At 62.4% G+C, this 14403-nt stretch carries 13 protein-coding genes and 1 riboswitch; of the genes, 9 read left to right on the forward strand and 4 right to left on the reverse strand.

Features of this window, described 5'->3' with window-relative positions:
- Positions 1-45: 45 nt before the first annotated feature.
- Entirely contained in the window at positions 46-1899 is a 1854-nt protein-coding gene (locus tag YH3_RS04680; protein ID WP_047269704.1) for a BCCT family transporter, read from the reverse strand.
- 428 nt (positions 1900-2327) lie between these two features.
- Positions 2328-2732, reverse strand: a complete 405-nt coding sequence (locus YH3_RS04685; RefSeq protein ID WP_047269703.1) for a hypothetical protein — start codon at positions 2730-2732, stop codon at positions 2328-2330.
- Between the two features lie 39 nt (positions 2733-2771).
- Between YH3_RS04685 and YH3_RS04690 the strand changes: the two genes are divergently transcribed.
- Entirely contained in the window at positions 2772-3098 is a 327-nt protein-coding gene (locus YH3_RS04690) for a hypothetical protein (protein ID WP_003941185.1), read from the forward strand.
- Here YH3_RS04690 and YH3_RS35945 read toward each other — a convergent pair.
- Entirely contained in the window at positions 3086-3226 is a 141-nt protein-coding gene (locus tag YH3_RS35945; protein WP_003941170.1) for a hypothetical protein, read from the reverse strand. The two genes, YH3_RS04690 and YH3_RS35945, sit on opposite strands and share 13 nt — an antisense overlap.
- 244 nt (positions 3227-3470) lie before the next feature.
- On the opposite strand from YH3_RS35945, the gene YH3_RS04695 reads away from it, so the two are divergent.
- The 8 genes from YH3_RS04695 (at position 3471) to YH3_RS04730 (ending at position 13414) form a co-directional block, all read left to right on the forward strand.
- Positions 3471-4202 (forward strand): SDR family oxidoreductase, encoded by a 732-nt coding sequence (locus YH3_RS04695; RefSeq protein WP_007727145.1) that lies wholly within the window; start codon positions 3471-3473, stop codon positions 4200-4202.
- A 151-nt stretch (positions 4203-4353) separates the two neighbouring features.
- Positions 4354-5721: a cytosine permease gene (locus tag YH3_RS04700; RefSeq protein WP_064443045.1), complete on the forward strand. Its 1368-nt coding sequence runs from the start codon at positions 4354-4356 to the stop codon at positions 5719-5721.
- Positions 5722-5751: 30 nt separating this feature from the next.
- A complete protein-coding gene (locus YH3_RS04705) occupies positions 5752-7332 on the forward strand; it encodes a hydantoinase/oxoprolinase N-terminal domain-containing protein (RefSeq protein WP_047269701.1) in 1581 nt (526 codons plus the stop codon).
- Positions 7329-8438, forward strand: coding sequence for a DUF917 domain-containing protein (locus tag YH3_RS04710; protein ID WP_007727138.1), 1110 nt, complete (start codon positions 7329-7331; stop codon positions 8436-8438). The genes YH3_RS04705 and YH3_RS04710 overlap by 4 nt, the downstream gene beginning before the upstream one ends.
- Before the next feature lie 6 nt (positions 8439-8444).
- Positions 8445-9503, forward strand: a complete 1059-nt coding sequence (locus tag YH3_RS04715; protein ID WP_007727136.1) for a DUF917 domain-containing protein — start codon at positions 8445-8447, stop codon at positions 9501-9503.
- Positions 9500-11035 (forward strand): CdaR family transcriptional regulator, encoded by a 1536-nt coding sequence (locus YH3_RS04720; protein ID WP_064443046.1) that lies wholly within the window; start codon positions 9500-9502, stop codon positions 11033-11035. Before YH3_RS04715 ends, YH3_RS04720 begins: the two co-directional genes overlap by 4 nt.
- Positions 11036-11095: 60 nt before the next feature.
- Positions 11096-11210, forward strand: a riboswitch (SAM riboswitch).
- 53 nt (positions 11211-11263) lie between these two features.
- Complete coding sequence (locus tag YH3_RS04725; protein ID WP_003941108.1) at positions 11264-12589, forward strand: aminotransferase class V-fold PLP-dependent enzyme; 1326 nt, start codon at positions 11264-11266, stop codon at positions 12587-12589.
- Positions 12590-12799: 210 nt separating this feature from the next.
- Positions 12800-13414, forward strand: coding sequence for a hypothetical protein (locus YH3_RS04730; protein ID WP_003941149.1), 615 nt, complete (start codon positions 12800-12802; stop codon positions 13412-13414).
- Here YH3_RS04730 and YH3_RS04735 read toward each other — a convergent pair.
- Complete coding sequence (locus YH3_RS04735; RefSeq protein WP_007727134.1) at positions 13393-14271, reverse strand: PaaX family transcriptional regulator C-terminal domain-containing protein; 879 nt, start codon at positions 14269-14271, stop codon at positions 13393-13395. The genes YH3_RS04730 and YH3_RS04735 overlap by 22 nt on opposite strands.
- Positions 14272-14403 lie beyond the last annotated feature (132 nt).

Here is a 14403-nt window from a genome sequence, read left to right on the forward strand (position 1 = left end):
AGTTGGTGAACAGATATGCCTAATGCAACATGCCGAACGTGCCGGTCAGTCCGTACTGGCAGCTTGCGCGTGGCCTTCTGCCGAGTCGGCGAACTCGGGTGTGTCGAACACCTCTCCGCCCAGCGGATCGACGACCTTCGATTCCTCGGAGAAGTCGACGGCGCCGGTATCCGGGTCGATGTTGACCGCATGGGCGGGAACTTCGTGGACCGCGACGAGCATGTGGGCGTCGGAGGGATCCGTCGTGATTCCGCTTTGTGACGGGGTCAGCCCGGCGAAGGTCGACGAGATCTTCAGATCGCGGAGCCGCTTTTCGGTGGGTTGCGGAACGTCGGTCGATGCCGAGGCATTTGTAGAAACCCGCAGGTAGCGTGGTGCCGACGCGACCTCGTATCGGAACGCCTTCAGCATCGACAGACATGCCAGCACCATGATGACCGAGAACGGTACCGCCGTGGCGATGGCAACGGTTTGCAGCGCCGTGAGCGATCCACTGCCACCCACGATGAGGAGAACTGCGGCCGCGGCACCGGAGAGGAACGTCCAGTAGACACGCGTGATCTTGGAGGTCTCCAAGCTGCCACCGGTCGCGAGGATGTCGATGACGATCGAGCCGGAGTCCGCGGACGTGACGAAGAAGAAGACGATCACGACGATCGCGAGAACACTCGAAATCGTTCCGAGCGGAAGTCCGTCGAGAAGCGTGAACAATGACGTGTTGGTGTCCACTGAGCCGGATGCGTCGAGCATCGTGCCCTCGTTGCGCTGACGCAGAATGCCGGAGTTACCGAAGATCGTGAACCACAACGAACCAACCAGCGTCGGGGCCAGCAGCACACCGAAGACGAATTCGCGGATGGTGCGGCCGCGTGAGATGCGCGCGATGAACATGCCGACGAACGGTGCCCAACTCATCCACCAACCCCAGTAGAAGATGGTCCATGCACCCTGCCAGCCGTCTTCGGCGAACGGGGACGTGCGCAGCATCAGCTCGGGCAAGGCCTGGACGTATCCGCCGAGGTTCTGCACCCACGACTGCATCAGGAACAATGTCGGTCCCAGAATCAGGACGAACAGGGCCAGCGCGGCAGCAAGCATCATGTTGATGTTGGAGAGCCACTTGAGGCCCTTGGTGACGCCGGAGACGACCGAGAAGGTGGCCATGCCCGTCACGATGACGATGATGGTGATGACCAACCAGTTGTCGGTCTCCACCCAGCCGAGGTAGTCGAGGCCGGCCGAGATCTGCTGGACACCGAAGCCCAGCGACGTCGCGACACCGAACAGCGTGCCGACGATGGCGACGACGTCGATGGCGTGGCCGATCTTTCCTTCGATGCGAGCCCGTCCGAGGAGCGGCTCGAGCAACCAACGGATCGAGAGCGGACGACCCTTGCGGTAGGTCATGTACGCCAGACCAAGGCCGACGACGACGTAGATCGCCCATGCATGCAAGCCCCAGTGGAACAGCGTCAGTTCCATGGCTTGATTGGCTGCGGCGTCCGTGGATCCGGCGATCTGCCCGGCGACGGGTGGGGTCACGTAGTGCGAAAGTGGTTCGGCTACTCCGTAGAACACGAGCCCGATGCCCATGCCGGCGCTGAAGAGCATCGCGAACCACGAGAGCATCCCGAACTCGGGCTGCTCGTCGTCACGTCCCAATCGAATGTTGCCGATGCGGCTGATTCCGCAGTACAGCGCAAAAATGACGAAACCGGTGGCCGAGAGGATGTACCACCAGCCGACGCCGTCGCTGATCACGTTGTTGAGTGTTTCGAAAGCGTCCGCGGCTGTTCCCGCGTAGATCACGGCAAAGGCGATCAGGGCAAAGATCACTATCGACGCGGGGATGAACACGGGTTTCCGTAGTTCACGCCACGCAGTTTTGACCGCAGTCATTCCACTCCTCGAACGTTCAGGCATTCACAGCGCCCCGCAGGGCGGCCACATGTCACGCGTAGGTGGGCGTTTCGCTCACACCATCGCAGGTCAAGACCGGGCTATTGCTTTGAAATTCAACGTAACGTCAAGTTTCGGTCAACTCAACTGGACGAAAGATGCTGCACTGTCGCGAAAGTTCTCACCGGATGCCGTAGCTCCGGTTGTAAATCGTTGGGTAATAGTGGCATTGGGTCATGAGTGGAATGTTGAACGGCGAATTCGATTGGTACGGTGAGTTGAATCGGTCGAGTCGACGCTCACCGATTGACCACATTTGTCAAACTAGGCGAAACAGCCTGTCTGTCAGGTGGTTAACTCTTGGCGTGCTCGCTCGATCGTGGCGGTCAGGTGTCGATACCTAACTGTGATTGTGATGGTCGCAACTATCAGTGTTGCGGGCCCTGTTCGCCCCGCTGAGCGTCGATCAGATCCATCGCATCCTTCAGGCCCAAGCCCGGATGTAGTTCGCGTAGTGCCTTGATTGCCGGAATGCGGTCGTCTGTCGACGCGAGTGCGCTACGGACGTCGTCGGCGGGTACTTCGGTGGGGGCAGTTGTCCCTTCCCACCACACCGACTGAGGTTTGTTCCTGTTTCGCCAGGCCTGGCCTGCGTAGTAAGCAGACCCGACCGTCGCGAAAAGCCAGATTGCGAGGAATGTCCAATTCCAAGCTGTGGGTTCTGTGATGACCTTGTCGATGGTGGTTGGGCCGAAGAAAATGAGAAGCCAGGCCAGCACGATCGTCTGCCACCATCGCTCGACGCGCCTGCTCGGATTCCACCACTCGGCCATCGATCGATACTCGCACAGGGTTGCTGTTTCGGTGCGACGATGGAGATCATGGAGATTCGTGATGCGGTGGAGCGATTTCGAGGGGAATCAGGGGCCTCGACGATCTTCGGAGAACCGCACCAGACCAGCGACGGATCGACGATCATCACGGTTTCGCGTCTACACCGGCGGTGGCGCCGCGACCCGATACCGGTGCCAGTGGGAGTGTTCTCGATCCACGAGGGTGAGCCGTCGTGGTCACCGGCCGTCGATCACACCAGGGCGGCTTTGATGGGGGAGTTCATCGGGCTGGCGGCCGCGGTGATCGCAACCCTGGCAGTTCTACGTCGACCGCCCTGGCCTGATGTGACGATTCAGAAGGGGTGACCCAGAATTACGCCGATCAGTTGGAACGGCATCGCGAGGAACATCGATCCGACGTAGAGCGGATAGCGAATCGGATCGCCGGCGAGGTAACCCTCGGCGAGCCAGGCCATGACGTCTGCTGATCCCATAGTCGTTACTTCCCTTCGCTGTTGTGGTTCACCGACATTTTCGGTCGTGGGAGTTGTTTTGTTACAAGCGAACTCGAAGGAGGAGTACATGTGAAGGCAGTTTCGACGCAGCAAACGTCGTCAAGCGAGATCCCCGGGGGCGGTGTCCTCTAACAGCTAAGTCTCGATACTTGGCACTGTGCCGTAGTGAAATCTGTGCATTCTGCACATGTCGGGACAATTCGGTGAGCCCTACAGTCGCTGCATGACAACGACACCTTCTCCTCTCTCAGGCAAGACCGTCGTACTGATCGGCGGCGGAACAGGCATCGGGCTGCGAGTGGCGCAGCTTGCCGTCGACGCCGGCGCGCAGGTAGTTCTCGGTGGCCGAACCGCATCCAAGCTCGAAGCAGCGGCCGCGCAGCTGGGTGAGGCTGCGCACTGGTTCACCGTCGACACCTCCGACGACGACTCGGTGAAAGCGTTCTTCACCAACATCCCCAGCGTCGACGCTCTCTTCACGACGGCTGCCGATTACCAGGTCGGCTCGTTCCGTGAACAGAGCGTCGATGAAGCGGCGTCGCCGTTCACCTCCAAGTTCTGGGGGCAGTACCGCGTCGTGCACGCTGCGCTCGACAAGCTGGCACCCACCGCATCGGTGGTCCTCATGTCCGGCGCTGCCAGTGTGCGGCCACCCGCAGCTGCCGCGGCATACGTTGCAGCCAACGCGGCAATCGAGGGGCTCGGGCGGGGGCTGGCGGTCGAACTGTCGCCGATCCGCGTCAACACTGTCGCTCCCGGAACCATCGACGGGCATCTGTGGGCTCAGCGCCCGGCGGAGGTTCGGGAGGCCGCGTTCACCTGGAGTGCCGAGAACAACGTGCTCGGCCGCGTCGGGAACGAAGACGAGATTGCACAAGCGGTGTTCTATCTCTTCACCAACACGTACACAACGGGTTCCACGCTGTACCCCGACGGCGGGTACGCGTTGCGTTAGACCCGTGCCATTTGGCGACTGTGTGAAATGACGACTGTGCGAAATGCATTGTCGTAACACGAAGAAACGCCAATTCGCCCATAGGCGTGACCCCTGCCACATTCGTACCGTCTTCTCCGAGAACACTTCCCAACTATTCGAGGAGTCCGTCATGAAAAACACGTCAACGACCGCCGCCGGCGGTGAAGTGTCCGACGGTGACGACTACGCGCTCACCCGCGTTCCCGACGAAGCACGATATTCGTGGTTCTCGGTGGCAGTACAGCGATTCGGTCAGGTATCGGCACTCGCACAGTTCTTGCTCGGTGCGACGCTCGGCTACGGTATGACGTTCTGGAATGCCTTCTGGGCATTGACAGTCGGGGCGGTGATTCTCGAGGTCGTCTGTATTTTCATCGGCATCATCGGGGTTCGTGAAGGGCTCAACACATCGGTGGTCGCACGCTGGTGTGGATTCGGGCACGCAGGTTCCGCGGTGATCGGTTTGGTGATCGGGGTCAGCCTGATCGGTTGGTTCGGCATTCAATCTGCTGTCTCTGCATCAGGTTTGCACGGAATCATGCCGTTTCTGCCGCAGTGGGCGTGGGCTTTGGCCTTCGGTCTCCTGATCACCGCGATAGTCCTTCGCGGGTTCGGATCCATGCAACTGATCGCCAACATCACCGTTCCGCTGTTCCTGATCCTGGTCGGTTGGGCCGTCATCGCCGAACTGCGTAATCACTCGCTGTCAGATCTGATGGCATCTGCTCCAGCCGGGCCGGAGCTCAGCTTCCTCGCCGGAACTACCATCGTCGCAGGCGGTTTCATTGCCGGAGCAGTGATCACACCTGACATGACGCGCTTCAACCGCACGGCAGGCGATGTCGTGAAGCAGACGCTCGTCGGGATAACGTTGGGCGAATACGTGATCGGGCTGACCGGTGTTCTCCTTGCCCATGCCGTTCGCAGTTCCGACATTGCCACGATCATTCTCTCGTCGGTCGGTTGGGTCGGCGTTCTGATCATCGTTCTCGGCACCTTCAAGATCAACGACTGGAACCTGTACAGCTCGGGGCTCGGCGTCGTGAACTTCATCGACGTCGTGTTCGGTCGACGGATCAATCGCGCAGTTGTCACAGCAGTTGTCGGCATCACCGGTTCGGTCCTCGCGGCTGCCGGAATCCTGAACTCGTTCACCGACTTCCTGATCCTGTTGGGCGTCGGATTCCCGCCGATCGCCGGGATCATGGTGGCGGAATACTTCATCGTCAAGACATGGCGCAAGGATCTGGAGGAGAGTCGAGCTGCGGGTACCCTCCCGAACTCGGCACCCACTTGGGTACCGGCCACGCTGGTGATCTGGATCGTCTCGGCGCTGATCGGTCATTACAGCACCTTCGGCCTGCCGTCGATCAACGCGGTGGCCTCGGCCTTCGTTCTCTACGTCGTCGCGGGTCGACTCGGCCTGATTCGCGGAGTCGGACGCACCGCCACCGAAGCGCCGCAAGAGACTTCGGGGAAATCTGCGCTCACGCACTAGCACGGCACACACTGTAGAAGGGAGTTCGCGATGCGAATCGGAATCGACGTCGGTGGTACGAACACCGACGCGGTCCTGATGGACGGGACCACCGTCATCGGGCATGTCAAACACTCGACCAGCAAGGACATCACCGGCGGAATCGGCGGAGCTCTGACGGCGCTGCAGCAGCAGTACTCGTTCTCTCCCAGCGCTGTTCAAGCAGTGATGATCGGCACGACGCACTTTCTCAACGCTCTCATCGAGCAACGCGGACTTGCACCGACAGCGGCTCTGCGATTGGGGCTTCCGGCGACCGCGGCGCTTCCTCCGATGGTGGGGTGGCCGCGAGACCTTGTCTCCGCTGTGCAAGGAAGGCACTACCTCGCTCACGGTGGGCACGAGTTCGACGGTCGTCGTATTTCGCCGCTGGACCCCGACGAGATTCGCCGCCATGCCGCCGATATGGCTCGCAGCGGTACTCGTTCGGTCGCAATATCTTCGGTGTTCTCTCCGGTCAATCTCGAATGCGAAGCGGCCGCCGCGGAGATCGTGCGTGAGGAACTCGGCCCGGACGTCGCAATTTCGCTCTCGCACGAGATCGGTCGAGTGGGTCTACTCCAGCGGGAGAACGCGACCATCATCAATGCTGCGCTGCGCGAGCTCGCCGATCACATCGTCGACGGTCTTGCCCGATCTTTGGTCGAGCACGGCATTGTCGCGCCGCTGTACCTGAGCCAGAACGACGGAACCTTGATGGACATCGAGTACGCGAGGCGTTATCCGGTGGCGACTTTCGCATCGGGACCGACCAACTCCATGCGAGGCGCCGCTGTGCTGTCCGGTCTGGCCAGCTGTGCGGTGATCGACATCGGAGGTACCACTACCGACGTGGGCGTATTGACCAACGGTTTCCCGCGAGAAGCCACCACGGAGGTGACGGTCGCCGGGGTACGGACCAATTTCCGTATGCCGGACGTCTTCTCGATCGGTATCGGTGGTGGTTCGCTGGTGGATGCAGACGGACTCACAGTCGGACCCGAATCTGTGGGATACGAATTGGGTTCACAGGCACTCGTATTCGGCGGTGACACGTTGACGGCCACCGACATAGCCGTCGCGGCAGGCTTGGCCGACGTCGGAGATCGCAGTGCGGTGGCGCACCTCGACAGCGGCCTGGTGTCGACGGCACTCGACCGGATCTCGCGCCGAGTCGCCGACGCCGTGGAACAGATGCGGACCACGTCGGATCCACTTCCCGTTGTGGCGGTTGGCGGGGGATCGGTACTGCTGGAGCGTGAACTCCCGGGCCTGGGAACGGTGATTCGTCCTGAGCGCTTCGATGTTGCCAATGCGATCGGCGCTGCGATCGCGCAGGTCAGTGGTGAGGTAGATCGAGTCGAAGCGGTGCGGGACGGGCACCGGCAGGTTTTTGCCGACGATGCTCGCCAGGAGGCGATCGATCGGGCAGTCGCCGCAGGCGCACGGCCCGAGTCGGTGCAGATCGTGGAGTTCGACGAGGTCCCGATTCCGTATCTGCCGGGCAACGCAACACGTATTCGAGTGAAGGCAGTCGGTGACTTGGCACTGCACAGTGGTTTGGTCTCCACCGGTCAGGAGGGCTCACGATGAGTTGGACACTACGAACGGCGGATCTCGACGACCTCGCCAGGGGCGCAGCCTTGTTGGGCACCGGCGGCGGGGGAGATCCGTTCGTCGGCAAGATGTTGGTCACGCAGGCGCTCGGTGAGGCCGGTGAAATCACAATTCTCGATCCGGAGGAGCTTGACGACGACGCGTGGGTGATTCCCGTCGCGCAGATGGGTGCCCCGACCGTCGTGGTCGAAAAGATGCCGCGCGGAACCGAACCCGAGCTGGCGCTGATCACGTTGGAGAAGCACACGGGTCGAACTGCAGATGCCACGATGCCGATGGAGTGCGGCGGAATCAATTCGATGATTCCGTTGCTGGTGGCCGCACGGCGCGGCCTGCCGGTTGTCGACGCCGACGGGATGGGGCGAGCCTTTCCTCAGCTCGAGATGGAAACCTTCTCGGTGTACGGGATTTCGGCGAGTCCGCTCGCCATGGCGAACGAGCACGACGAGGTGGCGATCTTCGACACCGGAAGTGACAACAGCAGATTGGAGGGCCTCGCCCGCGGGGTGACGTCGAGGTTCGGTGGGATGGCGCACATCGCGCAGTACTCGATGACGGGTGCAGATGTGAAGCGGACGGCGATCCCACGGACTCTGTCGTTGGCCATGACCATCGGCCGGTCCATCAGACTTTCACGTGAGCAGCGGGTGGACCCGGTGCGGGCGCTTGTCGACAGTCTCGCCGACACGCTCTACGGATACGGGCGAGTTCTCTTTCACGGCAAGGTGATCGATGTCGACAGGCGAACCGATGAGGGGTTCGCTCGCGGTTCGGTGCGGATCGCCGGCGTCGGAGACGAAGAGCTGGAAGTTCAGTTCCAGAACGAAAATCTGATCGCCGTCCAATCCGGAGTGATGGTGGCGATCGTGCCAGACCTGATCTGCATCGTCGAGGCCGATACCGCCGAACCCATCACCACCGAGGGCTTGCGGTACGGGCAGCGCGTTGCGGTCATCGGGATCGCGACCCCACCCATCATGAGAACCCCGGAGGCACTGGCGGTCTTCGGCCCGGCTAGCTTCGGGCTCGATCGCCCGTTCCTGCCGGTGGAGACACTCGAGCAACCTGTACTGGCAGAATAGCGAGCCGTGAGCAGGCTGCACGCGGTCCGGGAGGCCGACCTCGACGCGATCGCAGCGGGGGCGGTGGTCCTGGGCTGCGGCGGGGGCGGCGATCCACGCTTGTTCGTGGAATTGCTGCGTCCACTGATGACGTCTACTTCGGTGGAGGTCATCGCGCCGGACCAGTTGCCGGAGGAGGCATTGGTGATGCCGGTGGGAATCGTCGGATCGGCCCTGGCCTTGGAGGAGCAATTGCCCTCCGGGCGTGAGTTTGCAGATACTGCAGCAGCTTTGACGCGCTGGACCGGGAAGCGTCCGACCGCAGTGATGACTTTCGAAGGCGGTGGACTCAACGCTCTCTCCGGCATTGCGGCGGCGTTGGCGTTGGGAATTCCCGTGGTCGACGCGGACCTGCTGGGTCGAGCGATGCCGCGGCTCGATCACTTCTCTCTCGCCGCAGCCGGGTTGGAATTGTGCCCGGTCACACTCGCCCAGCCCGGCGGCCTCATTACCGTCGTCGACGGAGTGGATGTGCTCGGCGCCGAGGTAGCAGTGCGGTCGTTGATCGGGAGAACCAGCGGTTGGGGCGCTCTGGCGATCGCGTCGATCGATGCGCGGACGGTGCAGGAGGCGTGCATTCCGGGAACTCTCTCCCGAGCATACGAACTGGGTCAGCACATCGGGGCCCTGGGCAGTTGGCAGGAGATCGCGGAGAGCTCCGGGGCCTTGGTAATGGGGACTGGCCGGGTGCGTGCGGTCCGTCGTAGTCGTCCGGACACCGGCGATCGTCGGGGCAGCGTGATTCTCGAGCACGGTTCTGCGGTGATACGAGTCGAATTCGAGAGTGAGTTCCTGACCGTCGCGTTGGACGGCGAGATGATTGCAACGTGCCCGGACATCGTGACGTTGCTCGACGTGCGGACCGGCGCCTTCGTCTCGTGTGAATCCGTGCACCAGGGGCACGATGTGGCCGTGTTGGTTCTTCCCGGTCCACAGTGGTGGGCGGACGAAGTGGGCAGATTGAAAGTTGTCGGCCCGCGGGCATTCGGGATCGACCACGACGCAGTGCTGATGGAGGCGCGATGAGCGCGAGTGTTTCGGCGTTGCTGAACAACCCGGCCTTTGTCGGGCTGTATCGACTTGCCGGGGAGGGTGATCCCGTCGTGACGACAGTGGGAGCACTCACCGGGGAATCGGCACAGTCGGCCGAGGCCGTGTCGGGTGCGGCGAGTTCAGGATCAGTTCTGGTGATTCTCGATCGAATCGACATCGGGGAGTGGAGATTCGACGCTCTCCTTCGGCGCACAGCGGCGACCGGCTGCCAGGTGGTCGCTGTGCACAGCGCTGCGGCGGAGGATGCGAATCTCTCGTTGCTTGCCGATCGGCTCGGACTGGTGGTGCTCGGAGTATCCGACCCGTGGCAGTTCAGCGTGGATCTTCGTGATCTTCTCTCGAATTCGCGGGCGGTGATGGCCGACGCAGTACTGCGGGCGACACACGCGGGCCAACGAGCCGGAGGAAGCGTCGAGAATCTTCTGTCGGTGCTACTGAACACCTTTCAGCGTTCATTCTTTCTCCTGGACACGTCCGGACGTCCGATGACCGGCGCCGACCTGTTGTCAGACGCTGATCGAGCAGCTGCCGGTATGTTGTCGGGTCGCGGGGCGCCCACCACGGTCGAATTGGACTCCGGCGGGGTCCTGATTGCGTGCCCGGTGATGTCCGGCGCAGCCCGAGAGCCCTGGCTGGCGGTGCTGCTCCCGGTGCGTCAAAGCGTCGAAGAGGCTTCTCTCTCAGTGGTTCTCGACGTGGCCTCGTTGGCTGCCGGGCACCGACTGGCCGTTGCGCGCATGGTCGACGAGCGTGAAGCGCGCCGGCGTAGCGCGTTGCTCGGTGAACTGATCGACACGTCAGCAGACGCCACACCCGGACTGCTCCGGCGCGCACTCGACGCGGGTTGGATGCTGGACGGATGGCACATCGGCATCAAAGTCCTGGCGGTCGGTGAGGTCGACCTGGTGGCAAGACGCAGCGAGGTTGCAGATGCTCTCGCCGCCGAGGGAATCGACGCCAATGTCGTGGAACAGGCTGACGGCTGGGCGGCGTGGACGACTCTGCCAGGCGAGCCGCGACCGGAGGCGATCACCAGGATCGCCGAGTGCATCCGTGCAGCTCAGGCCAGGTTGGAACCCACGATGGAGACCTGGGTAGGTGTGGGACGCGCACACGACGGTCCGGCTGGAATCGGTTCGTCCCTGTCGGAGGCCGGGGATGCCGCTCGGCTCGCCGGTTCCCGATCTCAAACAGGTCGATTCCTGCACGTGGACCGCCTCGGGCTGGCGCAGTTGCTGCTGGCGTGGACGCGAACCGACACCTTCCAGCCTGCGGCCGCGGCATTGCTCGCACCGCTACGCGATTCCAATGGAGAGTTGCTCGAGACTCTGTCGACGTACCTCGACGAAGAATCGTCTCTGGCTCACACCGCAACCCGAATGGGCTTGCACCGCAACACCGTATCGAGTCGGGTCGATAGAATTCAGCGCCTTCTCTCGGTCGATCTGGCCGATCCGGAAACCAGGCTTGCGCTCCACCTCGCCTGCCGGACGATCGCGCCGTGACGACGGTCTTCGCAGCTTCGTCTTGACAAGCGCGGGAGGTTCCTGCCATCCTCGTTGCCAGGTCACGAGTACCAGTGTTCAGCCCCGGCTTGCTGGTCGGCAACCCTCCTCCGCGGTGGGGTGCTCCGGGTGACGACCCGGCTGCGTTCGAAAACGAATGCGGCAAGCGCGGACTCTTCCGGGGCCATCTCCCGACGAACGAGTCCTTGAACGTGAGGATTGTCTTCGATGACTGCTGTATTGAGTGCCGACACCTGCTGCACCACCGCGATTGCCAAGGTTTCGGGTGCCGACCTGCAGGTTCCATTGGTTCAGGGCGGCGAATGCTCCTACGCCAACTTCGACTACGCGGCCAGCGCGCCGGCATTGGCCCAGGTCACCGACCGTATCGCCGAATTGTTGCCCACGTACGCCAGCGTCCACCGCGGTGCCGGCTACGCGTCCCGGATCTCCACGCTCACCTACGAGAACGCTCGTGAATCCGTTGCTCGTTTCGTGAACTGTGCCGACGATCAGGTTGTCGTCTTCACCCGGAACACCACCGATTCGCTGAACCTGCTTGCGCAGTGCGTCCCCGGCAGCACCGTCGTCCTCGACGTCGAGCATCACGCAAACCTGTTGCCGTGGAACGACGCTCGTATCGTCACCGCCGCAGACACCATCGAAGAAACGATCGAGCGTCTGATCGGTGAACTGTGCACCAAGCCTGCCGCGCTGCTCGCAATCACCGGGGCCTCCAACGTGACCGGTGAGATCCTGCCGATTGCACGTTTGGCTGACATCGCTCACCGTTGCGGCGCACGTATCCTCGTCGACGCTGCTCAGTTGGCTCCCCACCGTCGCATCGACCTGCAGGAATGCGGCGTCGACTACGTAGCGTTCTCGGGCCACAAGCTGTACGCGCCCTTCGGCGCCGGCGTTCTCGTCGGCCGCCGTGACTGGCTCGACGAAGCTCAGCCGTACCTCGCCGGCGGCGGCGCCGTGCGTGAGGTGACCATCGAATCCACCGAGTGGGCTTGCGCGCCCGCACGCCACGAGGCGGGTTCCCCCAACGTGCTCGGTGCGGCAGCCATCGCGACCGCCTGCGAAACCCTGCACGCCCTGGACTTCGACGTGATCGCCGAGCATGAGAAGGCGCTCACCGCCCAGCTCACTGACGGCTTGTCCGCCATCGAGGGCGTCTCACTCGTGCGACTGTGGAACGACGCTCCCGACGCCGTCGGAATCGTCACCTTCACCGTCGACGGATTCGAAGCGGGCGAGATCGCCGCATTCCTCTCCGCCGAGCACGGCATCGGAGTTCGCGACGGTCGCTTCTGCGCACATCCGGTTCTCGCGCGCCTCGGCCTCTCCGGCGGTGCAGTTCGCGCCAGCCTCGGCCTCGGTAGCAGCTCGGACGACGTGACGCGGTTGGTCGACGCCGTGAACATCCTGGTTTCGAATCAGCGTGATTGGAAGTACGCGAAGACGGCAGGTGCGTGGAACCCTGTGCCCGAGACCCGCCCCTTCCTCGGAGCCGCAGACGACAATGCCGGCGCAGCCGAGTGCGTCTGAGCTGAGCTCGGTCCCCGAAAACTCGAACGGACAACTAGCATGGCAGCCATGGCACCAGCGGATTTTCCCGCCACCCCTTCGAGAGTGAGCATCACTCTCGGTCAGTGGTGCCGTCGCCATGTCGATCTGTGCCGCACCTCTTCAGGAATGTGTTCGAGCTGACGATTCGTCTCGCTCATCCCATACTTTTCTGATTTTCGGAGGTCTCACATGTCTTCACTCGCTTCGCATTCTCTGCACGTAGCGGTCGAGTTGACCGGATCCGGTCACCATCCGGCCGCTGAGGGCGCACCCGGCAACCTGCCCATCATCGGCGGCGACTACTGGGTGGACCTCACCGAGGGTGAAAAGGCTCTCGATTTGGCTTCATTCCCTACCAATGTGGTTCGGATTCGCGCTGCGGATCTGCGTGAGGCACAGCTCGAACGCGCACGGATACGCGCTGCCGTCGCTGAAGAAGGACGCGATCCCGACAGCGTCGCAGTGCTGGTCGATCTCGAGATTCTGATCGCGCCGGAGGCTCGCTCCGCTCGTAAGGAGCTTGCGCAGTTGGACAGCGCGTTGACCTCGCCGCGGGTTCCCGTTTCGCTTCATTACGTCGGAACGCCCTCCGGTCTCGGCAGTTTGATCGCCGATATCCGAGCTGCGGAGGTCGCCGACGGCGTTACGTTGCTGCCTCTCGCATTGCCTCGCACGCTCGAGCATCTGGTGGACAGCACCATTCCGTGGCTTCAGGATCGCGGACTTGTCACACCGTCCACCGCAGTCGACGAGGTTCTCGGGCGTTTCGGACTGCCGCCCCGTCAGCGCACGCTTGCGTCCTGATCGTCACCGATTGCATCTGCGTACAGGTGGAACAGCGACGGTAATTCGTCGGCACCGTCCACCTGTGCCAGAAGCGTCCAGCACTGCGCAGTGATCGACCGAGCCCTCGTGCCGATCCAGTTGGTGGGCAGTAGTTCCGGCGGCAACAGCGGATCCGGTTCCATGGCTCGCGTGAATTCCGCCGCGAGTTCGATGGTCATCGTGACAGCATCGGTACCCGGACTGTTCTGCAGTTTGTGCAGGCGTGCGGTCGCTACGTCGAGTAGCCGTTCGTATCCGTCAGCGATCTGGTCCAGTGGCCACAACTGCGCGGCAATCTTCACGGGATCTTCGAGAGTGCCCACTTTCAGATCTCGAGTGGTGAGAGAAGACAGGTGCTGTTCGACGTCGAGTTCGGCGGCCGCATCGCGAATATACGGTTCCCAGGCGTGCGGCGAGACGTACAGACCGCCCTGGACGAGCGCGCCGCCGAGGTAAACGACCCTGGTGCGCAGCGCATCTCGCCCTTTCCGTGACGACTCCGGAATTGCGAATCCGGCCAGGTGCCAGTACCCGTCCCACGGCGTCACAGTGTCGCGGTCTTGTCGATAGGCCAGCCGAACGAATTCGACGTCGGGTTCCATCTCGCGCAGGGCTTTCGGCGTTGCTCGTAGCGTGGCCTGTCGCCCGCGACCTTCCTGAGTGAACTTCCCCTCGGTGACCAACCGCCTGATGCACAGCCGAACCTGTTGATCAGTTTTGCCGAGGGCGTCGGCGGTGGCATAGAGGGTGTGCCCGTCGACAGTTCCGTCCGTGCGCAGTAGTCCCTCGATCAAGATCCTCGTGGGTACATCGACGTCCCTGTCGGTCATCGCCATGTCCTTTCCTCGCTTCTCGACATCTTCGCCCACAACTGTACTATCGAATGCAATACGATCGTTTCAAATTCGTACGTTAGGGCGGGAAGATGGCAGCGGAATCGATGAGCGAGGGCAAGAGTAAGCCTCGTT

The sequence above is a fragment of the Rhodococcus sp. YH3-3 genome, assembly GCF_001653035.1.
Classification (GTDB): domain Bacteria; phylum Actinomycetota; class Actinomycetes; order Mycobacteriales; family Mycobacteriaceae; genus Rhodococcus_F; species Rhodococcus_F qingshengii.

What these genes read in the sequence shown, in the direction of transcription:
- YH3_RS04700 (WP_064443045.1), top strand. Translation starts at nt 4,354, where the DNA reads ATGAAAAACACGTCAACGACCGCCGCCGGCGGTGAAGTGTCCGACGGT.
- YH3_RS04710 (WP_007727138.1), top strand. Translation starts at nt 7,329, where the DNA reads ATGAGTTGGACACTACGAACGGCGGATCTCGACGACCTCGCCAGGGGC.
- YH3_RS04695 (WP_007727145.1), top strand. Translation starts at nt 3,471, where the DNA reads ATGACAACGACACCTTCTCCTCTCTCAGGCAAGACCGTCGTACTGATC.
- YH3_RS04705 (WP_047269701.1), top strand. Translation starts at nt 5,752, where the DNA reads ATGCGAATCGGAATCGACGTCGGTGGTACGAACACCGACGCGGTCCTG.
- YH3_RS04680 (WP_047269704.1), bottom strand. Translation starts at nt 1,899, where the DNA reads ATGACTGCGGTCAAAACTGCGTGGCGTGAACTACGGAAACCCGTGTTC.
- YH3_RS04730 (WP_003941149.1), top strand. Translation starts at nt 12,800, where the DNA reads ATGTCTTCACTCGCTTCGCATTCTCTGCACGTAGCGGTCGAGTTGACC.
- YH3_RS35945 (WP_003941170.1), bottom strand. Translation starts at nt 3,226, where the DNA reads ATGGGATCAGCAGACGTCATGGCCTGGCTCGCCGAGGGTTACCTCGCC.
- YH3_RS04725 (WP_003941108.1), top strand. Translation starts at nt 11,264, where the DNA reads ATGACTGCTGTATTGAGTGCCGACACCTGCTGCACCACCGCGATTGCC.
- YH3_RS04685 (WP_047269703.1), bottom strand. Translation starts at nt 2,732, where the DNA reads ATGGCCGAGTGGTGGAATCCGAGCAGGCGCGTCGAGCGATGGTGGCAG.
- YH3_RS04735 (WP_007727134.1), bottom strand. Translation starts at nt 14,271, where the DNA reads ATGGCGATGACCGACAGGGACGTCGATGTACCCACGAGGATCTTGATC.
- YH3_RS04690 (WP_003941185.1), top strand. Translation starts at nt 2,772, where the DNA reads ATGGAGATCATGGAGATTCGTGATGCGGTGGAGCGATTTCGAGGGGAA.
- YH3_RS04720 (WP_064443046.1), top strand. Translation starts at nt 9,500, where the DNA reads ATGAGCGCGAGTGTTTCGGCGTTGCTGAACAACCCGGCCTTTGTCGGG.